We start from the raw sequence: 15,443 nt of genomic DNA, 5'->3' as shown, positions 1-15,443 counted from the left end.
TTCAGGCTGCCTTCACCGACGCATCCATCACGTCCAGGCTCTGCCGAACGTGATTGATCTCTTGGCGGATCAGGCTCTTTTCGAAAGAGCTGACGTGGTTGTCGTCCAGCGCTTCGTGCACCGCGATCGTCAGGTCGGCAACTTCCTTACCTACGTTGATCAGCGACTTGGTGAGCGCTTGCGGCTCCGGCGCCGACTTCGATACCAGATCAAAGCCGAATTCATTGGCCAGGGCCATCAACGGGCGCATGTCGCTGGTGTGCAGCAGGATCCCAAACAGATGCTCCACGGTCAGGTGATGAGCCTCGTTGTCAGGGTTGGCGCGCTGAAGCAGGCCAACGTGCGGAATACCCATCTTTGCAGCCAGGGTCTTGGGCTCGTTGCCCTTCACTGCGGCCTGACATGCATCCAAAAAGTCTTCCATTCGTAAAACCTCAAATTTGTTTCCGTGGCGCCCTGCCGATGCAGAAGCGATCATTTGCTCAATGGATCGGCGGACATGGATGTCAGGCGGCCTGAGCCTTCTTTGCTGCCTTGAACCTGCCCTTGGAGAGAACCTGAATCTGGTATTGCCTGGATTCAGGGATTGTTTCGCCCCACATGGTCACTGCGCTTGGGCGGATACCCAGGGCTAGCGCCAGCTTTGTCTTGCTGCCGAAGAATTCGGCGACTTCATGCGTGTTCATTGCGCATCCTCGTTCGAGCCTGTCGCAATTTAAGCATGCTTAAGTTATGGCATCAACGGTGTTTTCTGCCTACTGCATGCTTAAATTCAGTTAACTTAATATTGAGTCCATGGAAAGACACGAACGCATCGCCCGCGCCATACAGGTCAGCGGTAAAAAGAAAGGAGAAATTGCATCGCTTTGCGGCGTTGCAAATTCTGCCGTTACTCAATGGATTACTGGTGAGAGCAAAAGCCTCAGACCGGAGAACCTTTACGCGCTGGCGAAAGCGACTGGCTTCCGGGCCGAGTGGCTTGCTATCGGTGAGGGTGAAGAGCGCGAGGTTTCAGAGTCGAATGTCTCCCCCGCAGCTCAACCAACCAAATCATTCCGCTACCCGGTAGTGAGTTGGGTTGCCGCCGGCGCCTGGGCGGAAGCAGTGGAGCCATACCCGGCTGGAATCTCGGACACCTACGAGTTTTCGGAGTACGACTCCAAAGGCCCGGCGTTCTGGCTGACAGTTAAAGGTGACTCGATGACAGCGCCCGCCGGCCAGAGCATCACCGAGGGCACTTTGATCTTGGTGGACACAGAGGCCGAGGTCGCACCAGGTAAGCTGGTCGTGGCCAAGCTACCGGACAGCAATGAAGCCACATTCAAGAAGCTGGTCAGCGACGGCGGTCGGTTATTCCTGAAACCGCTGAACCCAAGCTACCCGATCGAGGCAGTTGACGAGAACTGCCGGATAGTGGGCGTGGTTGTACAGGCACTACAGAAATTTTACTGATGCGCAAGTGTGCCGGGGCGGATATGCCCGGGCGGCAAGCTAAATCGAAATATCGCGAGCTGATTAGCGCTCGTATACACAAGGGAATGTGGTAATGAATGCCTTTCGGATCGCGACTCTAATAGTCGCCCCGCTTTTTATCTCCGGCTGCTACAGCGCGTCAAAAGAAAAAACTGAGTACGAAAAACAGATCGACGCAGTACCGATGCCTGTAACGGAAGCTGAACGGGTTGAACAGTGTCGTAACTTCAAGAAAAGCGCAGATTACCAGCAGGCTATGGATATTTTGCAGTACTCACAGCGATCCAAGCTCGGCGCCTCGTATTATGAATTTACAGAGTCTCTAGCGCTTTCGCGTCGCCTCAGAGCCATGAAGTGCCCTGGGTATGGGTGGTTTTCCTGATGATGCTGCCCACAGTGAGCCAATGATGGCATGGCGAAAGCAGAGCTTCTTGAGCAAGGCATAGACCTATGCGTTACTGGCACTTATCGTAGTTTTCACCTGCGCAACGGGTGCAATTCGGGCAGGCGAGGAGTTGTCCATCCGCAAACGTACGTTCTGACTACTAGGAGGGAATATGCGGTCACTCGAAAAGAACTTTGAGGGCGCTGAGAGGCTTTCCATTATTTCCGATTTTGACTTCTACAACCTAAATCTTGTGCAGGGATTCAGATTGGAGCGAGAGAATACGGGGCAGACAATTCAAACCTATAAAGTGAGCCTTGAGATGCTTTATGAGTGTGAGCAGTCGACGTTTGAGGTTCTCTTAGAGCTTACAGGAGTTCGTCACTTAACATTTCCTAACGTGTGCGGAGGTTTTTGCTTAAGTGAGATTGAAGTGGACGATATCTCCACTGATCAGCTTGAGGGCGTTAAATACAGGCTTAAGGACTATGGCGGCACAGGGTTTGAAGTGCTTTCTCGAGGATTTTCAGTTATCCGCTGCAATCGGCAACTGTGATTATGAAAGCTAAAATTTTGCTTGTCGTTACTGACTCACCGCTGCCTCCAACTCCTTCGCCCTAACCGATTCAGGCTCAGTCAGCTGTAAAAAGCCAGGCGGCAATTCTGAAATATCACCTTGGCCGACGGCTAGCAAACCGGCCTTTGCGTCTTCGGGTGCAGCGATGTTTTTGAAGAGTGGACTCTCTCTACGGGGCGAGTATTGATCACCAGGCTTCTGCTGACCAGAATACAGGCCTGAGAGCCCGGCCCAGCGCCGGGCTTCTTGTTTCTGCCCTTCGTCGTGCCACCATTGAGCCGGCAATCCGCGAGATTGCACACTGGCAACGCTGAAGGATCGGCAGCCCCAGGTGTTATAGAGAGCCCGCCCAATGCGGGCTTTTTCATGCCTACCGGAATGCACTCACCATAAAATATGCATTTATGCATGAAACCACTTGTCGCCCTCTTGCCAAGACACGTCAGCACAAATACTGTGTATACATACAGCATTCGCAAGGAGCGAAGGATGATCCAAGCCCCCTACCCCACACCGAAACCGAGAAATTCCTACGAGCTTGTCGGCCGCCGACTGCAAGGTCTCATAACCTCCCCCCGAGTGCAGAGGATTCAATTGGTTGAGGTTTCCAGGCGCGACGATGAAAGCCCTGAAGCGTGGCGCCAGGTCATCCAAGACATAGGCGAAACCGTAGGAATAAGGGTCGAGCATCTGGCTGACGGCGCCGTCAGGATCGGCTGGCGCGAGTACTGCGATTCATAAAAGAGCCCGCCACTGAGCGGGCTTTTTATTGCCTGTAAATTTCAGCAATCTGAATTATTTAATTAAGCATGCTTGACACGCTAATTTCAGCTTGCTTAAATTCAACTCAAGCCAGCTACGAAGAACGCCGGCCAGCAGCTAAACCTGCGCCGCTCTTTAGCGACACCCCTTGCCGGATCACCACCGGCCCAGATTCAAAGGCAGCGATGAACCGGCCTAAACGGTTCAGAGGGTTGGCAACTGACCCGGGCGTGCAGCGTAAAGCGCCAAGAACAGTTATCCAGCGGGAGAACAAGCCGAAAGGCCCGCGGCTGGAAGAACAATCAGAAGAAGCCGGTGACCGACGCCAGTAGCGGGTCACGGCGGAAAGCATCACTGAGCAGCCTTCTCGCGAGGGCTGCTTGGGATGACAACCGGGAGTAAGTGAAATGCCGAAGTAAATGCTCGACTACATCCGGCTTTGCCGGGAGTGCAGCCTGGATCTGCGCACGATCGGCAACATGATCAGCATCGTGATTCCAACTCTGCAGCGTGAGGCGGCCGGACTGCGCGGCGCAGTAAGCGAGTTTGCCGGAGCCTTCCCTGAGCTTGAGCAAGACGCCGAACTGCTGGAGTCAGCAATACGGGCCGGAATCCAGCGCTGCACGCCCCAGCCTCACCAGCAAGAGCTGTTCGCAGCATGACGGACCTTTTCACTGATGCACCTGGTGACGGGTGCATTGGGAAAACAACCGGAGGAAGTGAGATGGCCTACTACAAGACAAGCGATGCCGGTGTTCTGGCGGCTTGGAAGGCGTACAGAGAAAGCGCGGATCGTTTGCAGGTGCTGGGCGAAGAGTTCGCCAAGCGGTTTGTAGGCGCCACCGCACTGTTCCAGACCAGCATGCACAGCGGTCGTAACTTCTACGGCCTGAAGTTCAGCCCACCAATGCCACAGCCGCTGTGGACGAAGCCAGACCCAAAGGCAGATAGCTCGCAGTTCCCGCGCTCAAGTCTGCCGCCGGGCACCAAGGGCGAAGAGCGGAAGGCGTTGAAGCTTGAGCTGCAAAAGCTGCAAGAAGAATTCAAGGAGCATAAGCCGAAGGACAAAGCGGACCTCCAGCCGTTCCTCGACGCAATGGGCCTTGGCGGTGGTTCGCTGTTCTTCTCCAGTTACAAGCATGTGGTCACGCCTGACTGCATCTACGTCAGCACGTCCGCCAAGCCGAATGGTGTGATGACCGAAATCCTCGGCAGCGAGTACGAAGCCGCTGAAGCCGCAAACAACTGAACAACCAGCGCCACGACAGCCTGTCGTTAAATGCCCGGTCACCTGCATGACAAAATTTTCGTACTTTATGGAGCCAATACAATCTAGTAGCTTAGAACTGAAATCCTAAACGTGAAACGGCATACCGCCGCTACATGATGAACATCTTAAGGTCTCGTAGAATGAGTTTGACAAAAAATTGGCTGAGGCTGTCCTTTGCGCTTTTGTGGCGCGCGTTTCTATTGTTCCAAATTTTCGGTTTGGTATTTGGTGTACTGCTTGGAAAACTCCTACTGCCGAGCTCATTCGTCATATTGATTAAGCCTACAATTTTGTACGGATCATTAGCTCTGGTAGTAGTTATCGCTGAAGCCGGATTCAAGCTCAATCTACTTCAATGCATTTTTGGAAAACGTTTAAATCTGTCAAAACCACAATGGCGCATGTGTGCACTTTCACTGGCGTTGCTTCTCGCAACTATGGCTGTGTTGAACGTTGCGGTGGCTTTTTCCACGCCATTTGATCTTTGGCTTTACTACAAAGTTTTCGGCAGTCCGGTGATATTTGTTGCTGGCATATTCGCTATTTCTTGGATTGCCATCAGCAAGACCAGCATTCACCAGTAATCGCACCTCCCCTAGTGGTGGCTGACTGCTCTGAACAGGGCCTCAGCTCCACCATTCCTACAGCAATGCATTGAGGACTCCCTGTCCTCTCATATCAATCCGATTTTTTGGATTCCCACCTCTACCCGTCAGCACTCCTCCCCCGCGCCCATCGGCAACCAGCGGGAGGCATGAGTGTTGACGAATACAGGTGAACCAACGAATGGAGAAAGTCATGACGACAGAAACCGGCGGCCCAGCGTTCCCAGGAACCGAAGCCAACTACGTGCATGAAGGTGAAGCAGGCATGACGCTGCGCGACTACTTCGCGGCGAAGGCAATTGTGAAGATCGCACCGAGCTTCGGAGAAATCGGCGAGCTTGCAACTGCAGGCAATGAGGTAGACGAGATCCTGTCGACCGCGGCGAAGTATGCCTATGAAATTGCCGACCGGATGCTCGCCGCCCGCTCTACCTAACCTCAAACACTGGAGGTCACCATGCACCACAGCATCCAATCACGCCGCGACATCGTCGATGGCTTGCGTCAACGCTCCCGCATCGCCACTGCCGACTTCTACCGACTGATTGGGCGGCCGGAGCCCGCGGTCCGCTTCAGGATGACAGTGAAGCCGGCGGGACGTGACTTCTTCCATGTGGTTGATACCCGGACCGACAAAGTGATGGGGTTCCGCCGCGATCACAACGAAGCCTGCGCGCTAGCTCGGCGCCTGGAGTCCCTCAATGCCGACCAGTTACGCGGATAGTGCCCAGGCACGTGAATCAGACAGGCGCTGGGACTTCCCGGAGCGAACACCGCAAAGCCGTGCAGCCCTCTTTCACGAGTACACCGAGGAAGATTTGGCAGAGCGTGAAGTCCGCCGGCTCGCAGAGCGTGCAAGTCTCAAACGCCGCATTGGACTGGCTATGGCTCAAATGGAAAACATTTGTCCGCCGATTCGTGGAGAAACATGAACACCGCCCAGCGAGACCACCAGAACGCCGTCAGCTGGATCGAGGCAGAGATCGAAAACATGATCCGCAACCTTGGCCAGCCCAACGCCAGTTCGGCGGCGACATCCTGCGTCACCCTGGCCTTCATGCTGCGGGCCATTGACGAGGCCGAACATCGATACTTCCGGGCGCGCATCGACAAGATTTATGCCAACTACAACGCCTCTATCGCTTCCGCCGCTTAACGGCCCCACCCCACCACAAAACTTTCAATGCTGCGCTAGGCGCGGCGAGGGATCGTCATGTCCACCAATCCTAAAAAGGCACCCGCACAAGAATCGCTCGAAATGAGCGAAACGGAAGAATCCAAGAAGTCCATTGCCCCTGCTGTCGCCGTCACCGACATCGCGGAGTATCGGCCGCACGAGGAGCAAATCGTTCGCCTGGAAACAACTTACGCGAAGCTGGTCGTTGACTGCTCGACCAGCGAAGGCTTGGCGAGCGCGAAGGAAGTTCGCGTCGATATCCGCGATGTGCGCTACGCCCTGGATAAGACCACCAAAACCGCATTGGTGCCATATCAGCAAAAGGTCAAAGAAGCTCAGGCTCGCGTCAATCAAGTTAAAGAGTTCGGTGAAACGCTCAAGACTCGTGTGCTGGCGATTGAAGAGCCTGTCGATGAAGCGATCAAGGCGGAAGAAAAACGTATTGCCGACGCGAAGGCCGAGCGCGAGCGTGTCGAGGCTGAGCGTGTCGAAGCCATCCGGGCCAAGATTACCCGCTTCAGCTCTGTCGCTGCCGCATACGCAAGCCGCAGCGCTACCGACGTCTCAAGCGTTCTCCAGAATGTCAAAGACTCGGTAATTCTGCCCGAGGAATACGGCGAGTTTGAAGCCGAAGGCACCATCGCCCGCGATAACGCCATTGAGCAATTGGAAGCGCTACACAAGGCTGCCATTGATCGAGAGGAAGCTGCTGCCAAGCTGCTGGCCCAGCAGAAAGAACTGGACGAGCTGCGCGAAAAGCAACGACTCGCCGACGCAGAGGCTGAAGACCTGCGCAAGCAGCGCGCCGAGGAAGACCGTCTGCGCTTGAAGAAGCAGCAGGACGAGCTGGACCAGCAGCGCCGCGACATGGAAGAACAACAACGCAAGCACCGTGAACAGCAGGAAGAGCAACAGCGCCAGCAACTAGAACGTGAAGCGCAGTATCAGCGTGATCAGGAAGAGCTGGCCCGTCTGCGTGCCCAGGCTGCTGCGCCCGCCCCAGCAGCGACTGTTGTTGCGGCTCCAGTGATTGCTGACCCAGCACAAACGGTTGTAGCCGCAGTTAATCCGGCCCCAGCAGCGGACGCACTCGCTGACTCGAACATTCCAAGCGCCATCGAAGTAGTCGAGGTCGTAGCAATGGCCTTCTGCGTCAGCAATGACGAGGCCTCTGCCTGGCTGCGCGCCTTGTCGTTCTAAAGAACCCTGAAGCCACCCCGGAGGCCGGCCAAAGTCGTCGGCTATGGAGTTAGCAATGAACGCCCCAACCCAGATTTCTACCGTACCAATGGACACCAGCCCGACAGGGCTGATCCTCAATCGCGACAGCATGCAGTCGATGACTGAGCTCGCGGGCATCATGGCGGGTGGCAAAACCACCCTGCCGAGGCACTTTCACGGCAACACCGCCGACTGCATGGCAGTGATCATGCAGTCCATGCAATGGGGAATGAACCCATTCCAAGTGGCGCAGAAGACCTTCATCGTCAACGGAGGCCAACTGAGCTATGAAGCCCAGCTGGTCAACGCGGTCATCACCACTCGAGCCCCGACCATTGATCGAATCCACTACGAGTGGTTTGGCGACTGGGACAAAATCATTGGCAATTTCCGCGAGATCGAAAGCAAAAAACAAACGGATGACCACGGGCAGCCGAAAAAGTATCGCGTCCCAAACTGGAACATAAATGACGAGAAAGGGTTGGGCGTTCGTGTTTGGGCTACGTTCGTGGGCGAGGATACCCCGCGCGAACTGACCACCTTGATGACCCAGGCACGAACCCGGAACTCGACGCTGTGGGCAGACGATCCGAAGCAGCAGATCGCCTACCTGGCCCTCAAAAAATGGGCTCGCCTGTACTGCCCTGACGTGATCCTAGGCGTGTACACACGCGAAGAGCTAGACGATGGCTATACGCTTCCGGAAACAGACGTTACCCCGAGATCTACCAGCGAAAAGCCCGCTGACGTTGGTGCCGCCTCAGTACCCCAGGGCGACACAACAGACGCGACCTCCGACCTTTTCGAACAGCTGAAAAAAATCGCTCAAGAGCAGGGCATCGATGGCTATGAAAAAGCTTGGAAATCCCTGAAACCACAGCAGCGCGGCGCCATTGGCGTGACCCGTCACGGCGAACTGAAGGCCATTGCACAAACCATCGACGCCGAGTTCACAACTGTCAGCGATAGCGCCGACGCTGCTGCCGGCGTCGATAGCCAGGACGATGCTCAATGAACGCCTCTGTAGACCTTCAGCGCACCGAGCAGTGGCACCAGGACCGCAGCGGGCGACTCACCGCCAGCCGATTCAAGGATGTTATTGCATGGGGCGATCGTGACAAACACGGCAAACGCAAGCCGCTTGCGGCCCGTACTACCTACATGCGCGAGCTGGCTTTTGAGCGCCTGGCCAACCGATCGAAACATTCGGTCAGCAGCAAGTCGATGGCCTGGGGAACCGAGGTTGAGCAGTCGAGCCACGACTTCTACGAAATCCTGACTGGTAATAGCGTCATAAAGTCGGGTTTCGTAGTTCATCCAAAATACGACTGGCTGGGCTGTTCGCCGGACGGATTGATTGGCGAGGACGGGGGTATTGAGTCGAAATGCCCATTCAATGAGGCCGTCCATGTCCGCACCTGGCTCGAAGGCATGCCCGAGGAACATAAGCCGCAGGTTCAGGGCTGCATGTTCGTCACGGGCCGGGAGTGGTGGGATTTCCTGTCATTCGATCCACGCCAGGATGAAGACTGCCGGCTGTATATCGAGACCATTGAGCGCGATGAGGAGTACATCGCGATGCTTCATCAAGAGTTGGTCCAGTTCAATCTGGAGCTTGGCAGGATGGTTGATGAAGTCGCGGACAAAGCCCGGGCGCAAGCCTATCGCCTAGGAGCCTGATCATGATCAGTAACCTGAAATCAGACATCGAGTTTCGGCGCGAGAAAGCGCTGGAGCTTTCCAGTCAGGTCCGTCGGCACCTGGCCGCCGGCGGCAAACTCACCATCGGCGATAGCCCGGCGATCAATCCAGCGCCGGCGAAGCGTTCGGAATTCGTCGATCCGACAACCATCCTCAAGCGCCGCAAGCCGCTCATCACCCGGGCCGAGCGTGAAGCGCTGCGCAAACTCGCGGAGGCATTATGAGCAAGCGCAAACCGCATAACCTGCAAGCACGCATTGCCCGGTCGTGCCGCTCGCTGCTGGCATCCAATCACGTCGCAGTGGTAAACATCGACCCCAGCGGCCGCCAGGGGATGATCAACTACAGGTCGCTGAAGAACATCGCACCGGGGAAGATTGGCCAGGCCGTCTGCGGTATCCCCCACCGGTGGACGATCTACCTAAGCGCCCTCTGCATCGACGCCCGCGGCGACCGCTACAGCAAGTCGGTGGAGGTGGCGCCTGATGGCGTCTACCTCTCAGACCACTTGGAGGACGTGATCGAGCATTGCTACAAGAAGCTGCGCGACGAGGCCAACCAAAGCCAGATGGTGGCTTCGGGTTGGATCGCCATACCAAAAGCGATATCGCTGGACGAGGCGCACGCCGCGCGGATCTTCGAAGCTGTCGGTGCCTGGCACCAGGTGAAGGTCGATTCATGCGCCGCATAGCCCGCACCCAGCAACGCAAACGTCAAACCTGGCTCGCACTGCCGGCCAGCGGAATAGAAGAGGTAGGCCATGGCCAAGACTGTTCAGGAACGATCAGCCAAAGCAGCGCAGAAGCGCTTGGAGGTCGCCGAGAAGGAATTGCGGCACAAGGTCAGGCCGGGTATCGAGCAGGCCATGGAGCGTATCCGGCTTCGCGGCAAGGTGCCGATCATCAGCGAGGTCCTACAGATCGCCATCATGAAGATGGACTTGATGGGCGACAACGAACTGATCGAGTTCTTGCGTTATCCGCGCCACGAAATCGTGATTAGCGAAAACGTGGCGCGTGCATTTCAGGAGAAAAGCATCGCTGAGGCTAGCCGAAATCCTGGAGATGAGATCCTTAAGCCCTGTGTCCCAGACACCAGATAACTTCGTTGTTAGATTGCTTCGTTGTTCTTCGGAAGTGAGCGAACGCGCCCGGCTAAATCCTCAATCGTCACAGCTCCCGCCAGCATGCCATTTAATAGATCTTCTCGAACAGAGTCGAAATCCATATTATTAATTCCGGACCCTATGGGCGCGATAATAAAATTGTACGGTGTAAGAAATCTTGCACGAATTTCGGCATTTCCCTCAAGCGCTACTACTTGTCCATCCACAACAGTCGCACCGTCGTCATATTCTTCTCTGGTAATATAACGCCCCTGGAAAACCCCAAATTCTTCAGAGGCATACCCCTTCCGCTTAACCTGGGACTCAATATCTCTATTCGGATAGACACCGGTCGAGGGCATCGGGTTGGTTTCCACATATACGAACTGTTGCCAATATGCACCTGGATCAACTGCGGCTATCCGCTTGATGAGTAACTCGTCCCCATTCATTACAATCAAATCATCTGATTCTCGAATCAGTGATGTAATTTGCAAATCGCCAGTGCGCCACCACCAAATAGGAGATGTATTAGTAAAAACCAAAGGATCTTTCAATAAGAGACAGAGTCTATCAGCGGCGATTTTTGGTTCATCAAACCACTCAATACCCCTGACACCTGGAAATGCCTTTCCGAAGCGTTCACTAAAAAATGAGGATGAGCTTTCATACAAAGTTGGTTGTGGCTCAGGCGGAGTGGCGAATGGGCTAGGCCCTAGTGCAGGTTTAGGCTGGAGCTTAACTCCGTACAACTCATGGATCAGCGTCTTAAGGTTATTGTCATAGTCATCTTGATTAGTAAAATCAGTATACATCCTGCCATCCAAACAGGTAGGCGTTTTGGGGTCAGTAGTAGCACCAAAAACCACAGGAATATACTTTACGCTATCTTGCCTCCTATATATCTCAGCGGTGAGTATTTGTCCTTCGTAACCCGCACCGCCTTTTCCTGCATTTGATTTTTCGTTATAATTATTAGTGCAGATAACTAATACTTTAGCAGCAGAACTTAGCCCCTGCTCCATAAATCTTGGTAAGTTCCCACCCAAGACCAAATCCCACTGATCAAGTATTGCATCAAGTCCTTGCGCTCGGAGATCAGTTGCAAGCTTAAGAACCCACTGTTTGTGTTCATCACTATCGTGAGAATACGAGATAAAAACCTTAATCGGTTCAGTAGTCATCTTGATAATCCTTCCCTGAGAAACTCATAAAATCTATACGGAAAATCTTTACTTAACCCACCCTGCTCGCTGCATCCGGCACTGGAAGCGTAAGTCTTATGGTCCATGTATTTCCTCAGCCGTAGGCCTTGGTGCTCCTGTCGAAGCTGCTGCCTTGCAAGTTAGTACAGCAACAGCAAGGTGGTCCTGGATCTCAGAAAGCATTTCAGCCCATTTTTTGTGATACGGCTCGTACTGCTTAACATTACCCCACGAGTGATGAGTAAGCGTACCGATAGCATCGGCGGCGAAAGTTTGTATCAATCCCAATGCTCTTGCCGATCTTTTGGCTGCGTGATTATTCAAATGAAGCAACGGATATAAATCTTCAATTGAAATTGCTCGGGCCGCTGCCTCTAGTTCCTGAACCCTTAAAAAAACATATGTGTATTGACCATCGAACTCTTCGTCTTCGAGGAAGAACCAGGCAAATAGGTACGACACTTTACTCTCGAGCGCCGAGAGTGGGCTGAGCATCTTCGCTGCTGCCATTTCCGAGCGATCCTTTTCGGCTCTTCCGTTTGACCTGACAGACTGAACGGAAAACCACAGAGCAACTACAACAGCCGCAAGAGTTCCTACAGCGGACAGCGCGTTCCACCACCAATCTTCCATAATTTTCCCCGTCAGTTGCTCATTAACTGCCACGACTCCTCGTCGGTCACTTGTAATACCCCAACCCAAACCAAATTGCCACTACCTCACTCGGTGACGACATGCCTGATATGTACTCAGACCAGCGCACGCGGTTGCTCAAAGAAAAGATCGCCTACGACCACGAGACCGGCTGGTTCACCTGGAAGGTGGATCACTGCCGTCGCAAGGCAGGCGAAGCGGCTGGCTCGATAAAGCCTGATGGCTACGTCTACCTGAAGCTCCACGGGCAAACCTACAGTGCTCATCGGGTTGCATGGATGCTGATTTCGGGTTCATGGCCAGAAGGCCCAATTGACCATCGAGACGGTGACCGGAGCAACAACCGACAAACAAACCTGAGGTCGGCCACCAGGGCGCAGAACAATGCAAATGTGCCTGGTAGAGGCGCGTCAGGGCTGAAGGGTGTGTGTTACAGCAAGACGGACCGAAAGTGGAAGGCTCAACTCTGCATCAAGGGTAAGCAGACTTGCTTGGGATATTTCCATACGCCCGAGCAGGCTCGCGCCGCATACCAATCAGCAGCCAGTCAGCACCAGGGCGAGTTTGCGCACCACCGCTCACGAACAGCTTGAACACTCCCCTAAAAACGAATCACGCCAGCCGGCGAGGCAGGCGCACGCTTGGAGATAACCCATGAGCACCTTTGCAGTGTTTGGAATGACCCTCGATGTCGCCAAGACAGAGGCCCGCAAGAAGACGGCTGGCACCCGGAAGAACCCGAAGGCTCCTGGCGGCGTCGAGCCGATCCCAGAAGCCGAATGGCTGGAACTGGTCGCAAAGCGCACCGAGAAGATCATGGGGGGGGCGGCGGTCCGCCAGCTCTCGCCACTCTTCGACGCGCCGCAGTACGCCGAGCAATTCATTGAGCTGGCCCGCAAAACGCTGAGGTGCCGAGACATGCAGATCAGGGCCAAGGCCGTGCTGGTGGATGCCAAGGGCAAGCCGATCATCAATCCCAAAACAAAGGCGCCACGCGTGGGGTTTTCGGAGTGGCCACCGAGGGATGAAACGCGAGCGGCCTGACCGAGTAGACAAGGATCTTTAAATTACCATGGTCTGCTTGGTGAGCGACCATACTTGGTCATCCAAACTAAAAACTCGCTTCCTCGTGGCGCAATATTCAGAACGCCATCCCCTTGAACTATAAGTTCCCTAGCGATTAAAAAGCTTATAAAGGGTTCTGGCTGCCATTCGTCCAAGTGCGGCTTGAACCGCTCCTTGTAGGCAGCCCACTCAACTTCCGCCTCGGAATTTGACAAGCCAGTAATCCGTCGCTCGTTTAGCAATTGCAGTAATTGAATCTGTCCACCAAAGATATATGAATACGTATTTTCAAAAAGCCATAGAACTCGCCATCCCGCATCAACACCTATCAGATATTTGAGCTGCTCATCCTGATTTTTCCCTGCGACCTCTGACTCTACAAGATTTAGAGCAACTGCAAACGTGCTCGGGTAGTCGACGCTCTGGTTATATTGCGGGTCCTTCTCTTCTTTAAGTGTCGGCTGTGCAAGAGGCGGTTGCGGGTCTACTTCCACTCCACCAGTTCCGATTTTTTTAATTCTCGGAATGACGCCTCTAACTTCATGCCTAAAAAAATAGATCCCGATACAAACTATTATCAACGCGGAGTGAGGCCACTCTAAGCCGCTCCAGAAAACTGAAACAAAATTTTCAAACCAGCCAAAAGTGGCGCTTGCCACTCCAGCAAGTTCTGCCCAAAAACCGGCTTCCGATGATCCGCTCACTGCCTTCTCCTTTCCAGTAAATCCTGGGCCAAACACAAATACCTTTTTTCTACGAACCACGCCAGTCCGGGCATGGCCCAAGGACTCCCCGTGCTCACAGCAATTGACTTGTTTTCTGGTTTCGGCGGATGGACCCCGGGGGGGGGGCGGGAAGGACGCTAGGGTGAATGTTTAAGGCCGCCAACCACGGGCTGGCAGCCGCGAATAGTGCATCAAAATAAGCCATAGCCCCAGCATGGCTGCCAGTAAGGTCTCCAGATAGAAGGCCGCAATCTCCGAAGCCAGAAGACTGCTGCCCCTCCAGCAGTCAGTTGCCCTGCTGAGTCGACTTACATGCCAGTGCACTGCATCAATCCTACGCCCTTAAAATTGACCTGTCCGTTATTGGGTGCATGACCTTGTATTATAGATTTCTAATACCCCAAGCATAGCCATTACTTACCAAGACCATGGCCCTGGCCTTAATCTCTGCCAGCTTAAGAGCTTCGGATACTAACTGTATAACATCATCCCGAATTTTTCCGGTCGTTGCACCTTCAAACTTACCGCAATAAACCATATCAGGCAAATTAAGCTTTACCTTCTTATCGCTAACAACATAAGTATCAAACCCCAACTCGCGAATGACATTCTCCATATCTTCCTTTTTTTGAGGTGAAAGCTGATCCGCCGACAATACGACCGTAACAAAAGAAATCACTGACCTTCCTCCTCGGCCGCGCTACCAACACCATCGCTACCAGCACTTTTCTGCTTCAGCGGCCGAGTGGTCAAAGATTTAGCACTAAATGGACTAAAAACAATTGCAAGGATAAGACCAAAAACCCCCAAAACTATCCCGCCCACCCACTGAATAGTAGATATCTGGGAGTCAACAGCATCTTTAAGAGCGTATTTTCCTTGATCACCAATCAGATTCTTGTAGTTCCCTTGCAACTCCTTAAGTTCAAAAAATGATGACGGGTCTTTCGCAACAAAGTCTTTCAACCCTTTAACCTCTTCGTTCAACTTCACCAGGGAGCGAATATCATCAACATTCAACTTACCCCCAGCGACGGCCAACTCAATTTTTCGAATACGCCCGTCAACGGACTCAGTAGTTAGTAAGGCCTGCCTCTTTTCTATCCTTCCAAGCGCCTCTTCAATACGAGGAATTCTCTGCAGCCCGTCAAGCTGGGCCGACATAATCTCTTCTTTTTTAATCAGAATTCCTTTAATTGGCGGTATTATAGAGAAAGCGCAATAGAACAACAGTCCGATTACCATGTTCACCCATAGCAAGGTATACACTCTACTGACCACTACCTCCCTACTTCCAGACAACCACTTATTTGCCTGATTTTTTGCTACTGAATCGTCCGATGCCATTTACAGTCCCTGTTAGTTAACCGTGCGCCTTCGTAAACTTTGCTCAACAAATAAACAATTCGTAAAAACAAAGTACCTCTATAAAAATTTCGACGCAAATTATGCCCACAACTAAGGCCTCATGCAACAATGAAATATGGATAACACCACATCTAGGCACACAATTCGCGT

25 protein-coding genes are annotated in these 15,443 nt (G+C 53.5%); 18 read left to right on the top strand and 7 right to left on the bottom strand.

Going from position 1 to position 15,443, the window contains the following annotated elements:
• Nucleotide 1: 1 nt before the first annotated feature.
• Together K0H47_RS29720 and K0H47_RS29715 are read right to left on the bottom strand one after the other, a co-directional pair.
• Nucleotides 2-424 (bottom strand): phage regulatory CII family protein, encoded by a 423-nt coding sequence (locus K0H47_RS29720; protein WP_219274125.1) that lies wholly within the window; start codon nt 422-424, stop codon nt 2-4.
• A gap of 82 nt (nt 425-506) precedes the next feature.
• The gene (locus K0H47_RS29715) at nt 507-686 is read right to left on the bottom strand and encodes a Cro/CI family transcriptional regulator (RefSeq protein WP_024075251.1); all 180 of its coding nucleotides are present in this window, start codon (nt 684-686) and stop codon (nt 507-509) included.
• A 109-nt stretch (nt 687-795) separates the two neighbouring features.
• On the opposite strand from K0H47_RS29715, the gene K0H47_RS29710 reads away from it, so the two are divergent.
• The 16 genes from K0H47_RS29710 to K0H47_RS29635 all read left to right on the top strand — a co-directional run bounded on the left by K0H47_RS29710 (nt 796) and on the right by K0H47_RS29635 (nt 10,273).
• Entirely contained in the window at nt 796-1,452 is a 657-nt protein-coding gene (locus K0H47_RS29710) for a LexA family transcriptional regulator (RefSeq protein ID WP_219274065.1), read from the top strand.
• 94 nt (nt 1,453-1,546) lie between these two features.
• Entirely contained in the window at nt 1,547-1,855 is a 309-nt protein-coding gene (locus K0H47_RS29705; protein ID WP_219274064.1) for a hypothetical protein, read from the top strand.
• A 175-nt stretch (nt 1,856-2,030) separates the two neighbouring features.
• Nucleotides 2,031-2,414, top strand: coding sequence for a hypothetical protein (locus K0H47_RS29700; protein WP_219274063.1), 384 nt, complete (start codon nt 2,031-2,033; stop codon nt 2,412-2,414).
• A gap of 510 nt (nt 2,415-2,924) precedes the next feature.
• Nucleotides 2,925-3,176: a DUF1654 domain-containing protein gene (locus K0H47_RS29695; RefSeq protein WP_219274062.1), complete on the top strand. Its 252-nt coding sequence runs from the start codon at nt 2,925-2,927 to the stop codon at nt 3,174-3,176.
• A gap of 440 nt (nt 3,177-3,616) precedes the next feature.
• A complete protein-coding gene (locus K0H47_RS29690; protein ID WP_257626771.1) occupies nt 3,617-3,859 on the top strand; it encodes a hypothetical protein in 243 nt (80 codons plus the stop codon).
• Between the two features lie 62 nt (nt 3,860-3,921).
• Complete coding sequence (locus tag K0H47_RS29685; RefSeq protein ID WP_219274061.1) at nt 3,922-4,446, top strand: hypothetical protein; 525 nt, start codon at nt 3,922-3,924, stop codon at nt 4,444-4,446.
• Between the two features lie 161 nt (nt 4,447-4,607).
• Nucleotides 4,608-5,051 (top strand): septation protein IspZ, encoded by a 444-nt coding sequence (locus tag K0H47_RS29680; protein ID WP_219274060.1) that lies wholly within the window; start codon nt 4,608-4,610, stop codon nt 5,049-5,051.
• A gap of 214 nt (nt 5,052-5,265) precedes the next feature.
• The gene (locus K0H47_RS29675; RefSeq protein ID WP_063030624.1) at nt 5,266-5,508 is read left to right on the top strand and encodes a hypothetical protein; all 243 of its coding nucleotides are present in this window, start codon (nt 5,266-5,268) and stop codon (nt 5,506-5,508) included.
• Nucleotides 5,509-5,529: 21 nt separating this feature from the next.
• Nucleotides 5,530-5,796 (top strand): hypothetical protein, encoded by a 267-nt coding sequence (locus K0H47_RS29670; protein WP_063030625.1) that lies wholly within the window; start codon nt 5,530-5,532, stop codon nt 5,794-5,796.
• Between the two features lie 204 nt (nt 5,797-6,000).
• Entirely contained in the window at nt 6,001-6,228 is a 228-nt protein-coding gene (locus K0H47_RS29665) for a hypothetical protein (RefSeq protein ID WP_219274059.1), read from the top strand.
• Between the two features lie 57 nt (nt 6,229-6,285).
• Entirely contained in the window at nt 6,286-7,449 is a 1,164-nt protein-coding gene (locus K0H47_RS29660; protein WP_257626770.1) for a hypothetical protein, read from the top strand.
• A gap of 55 nt (nt 7,450-7,504) precedes the next feature.
• A complete protein-coding gene (locus K0H47_RS29655) occupies nt 7,505-8,485 on the top strand; it encodes a RecT family recombinase (RefSeq protein ID WP_219274058.1) in 981 nt (326 codons plus the stop codon).
• The gene (locus K0H47_RS29650; RefSeq protein ID WP_219274057.1) at nt 8,482-9,150 is read left to right on the top strand and encodes a lambda exonuclease family protein; all 669 of its coding nucleotides are present in this window, start codon (nt 8,482-8,484) and stop codon (nt 9,148-9,150) included. The genes K0H47_RS29655 and K0H47_RS29650 overlap by 4 nt, the downstream gene beginning before the upstream one ends.
• A 2-nt stretch (nt 9,151-9,152) precedes the next feature.
• Nucleotides 9,153-9,395: a hypothetical protein gene (locus K0H47_RS29645; RefSeq protein ID WP_219274056.1), complete on the top strand. Its 243-nt coding sequence runs from the start codon at nt 9,153-9,155 to the stop codon at nt 9,393-9,395.
• The gene (locus K0H47_RS29640; protein ID WP_219274055.1) at nt 9,392-9,862 is read left to right on the top strand and encodes a hypothetical protein; all 471 of its coding nucleotides are present in this window, start codon (nt 9,392-9,394) and stop codon (nt 9,860-9,862) included. The genes K0H47_RS29645 and K0H47_RS29640 overlap by 4 nt, the downstream gene beginning before the upstream one ends.
• A 69-nt stretch (nt 9,863-9,931) precedes the next feature.
• Nucleotides 9,932-10,273 (top strand): hypothetical protein, encoded by a 342-nt coding sequence (locus K0H47_RS29635; RefSeq protein WP_219274054.1) that lies wholly within the window; start codon nt 9,932-9,934, stop codon nt 10,271-10,273.
• Nucleotides 10,274-10,281: 8 nt separating this feature from the next.
• Here the strand turns inward: K0H47_RS29635 and K0H47_RS29630 are convergent, their stop codons facing one another.
• Nucleotides 10,282-11,460, bottom strand: a complete 1,179-nt coding sequence (locus tag K0H47_RS29630; RefSeq protein ID WP_219274053.1) for a toll/interleukin-1 receptor domain-containing protein — start codon at nt 11,458-11,460, stop codon at nt 10,282-10,284.
• Between the two features lie 96 nt (nt 11,461-11,556).
• Nucleotides 11,557-12,147, bottom strand: coding sequence for a hypothetical protein (locus K0H47_RS29625; RefSeq protein ID WP_219274052.1), 591 nt, complete (start codon nt 12,145-12,147; stop codon nt 11,557-11,559).
• A 68-nt stretch (nt 12,148-12,215) separates the two neighbouring features.
• Between K0H47_RS29625 and K0H47_RS29620 the strand changes: the two genes are divergently transcribed.
• Nucleotides 12,216-12,728 (top strand): HNH endonuclease, encoded by a 513-nt coding sequence (locus K0H47_RS29620; protein ID WP_219274051.1) that lies wholly within the window; start codon nt 12,216-12,218, stop codon nt 12,726-12,728.
• Nucleotides 12,729-12,789: 61 nt separating this feature from the next.
• Nucleotides 12,790-13,179: a hypothetical protein gene (locus tag K0H47_RS29615; protein ID WP_219274050.1), complete on the top strand. Its 390-nt coding sequence runs from the start codon at nt 12,790-12,792 to the stop codon at nt 13,177-13,179.
• Nucleotides 13,180-13,202: 23 nt separating this feature from the next.
• Here K0H47_RS29615 and K0H47_RS29610 read toward each other — a convergent pair whose 3' ends face one another.
• The 3 genes from K0H47_RS29610 to K0H47_RS29600 form a co-directional block, all read right to left on the bottom strand.
• Nucleotides 13,203-13,904: a hypothetical protein gene (locus K0H47_RS29610; protein ID WP_219274049.1), complete on the bottom strand. Its 702-nt coding sequence runs from the start codon at nt 13,902-13,904 to the stop codon at nt 13,203-13,205.
• A gap of 403 nt (nt 13,905-14,307) precedes the next feature.
• Entirely contained in the window at nt 14,308-14,604 is a 297-nt protein-coding gene (locus tag K0H47_RS29605; protein WP_219274048.1) for a hypothetical protein, read from the bottom strand.
• Nucleotides 14,601-15,272: a hypothetical protein gene (locus K0H47_RS29600; protein WP_219274047.1), complete on the bottom strand. Its 672-nt coding sequence runs from the start codon at nt 15,270-15,272 to the stop codon at nt 14,601-14,603. Before K0H47_RS29600 ends, K0H47_RS29605 begins: the two co-directional genes overlap by 4 nt.
• Nucleotides 15,273-15,443: the final 171 nt, after the last annotated feature.

This window comes from Pseudomonas sp. Xaverov 83 (genome assembly GCF_019352905.1).
GTDB lineage: Bacteria > Pseudomonadota > Gammaproteobacteria > Pseudomonadales > Pseudomonadaceae > Aquipseudomonas > Aquipseudomonas yamanorum.
The sequence above is the reverse complement of the archived record's forward strand: the minus strand, read 5'-3'. Positions and strand labels throughout refer to the sequence as shown.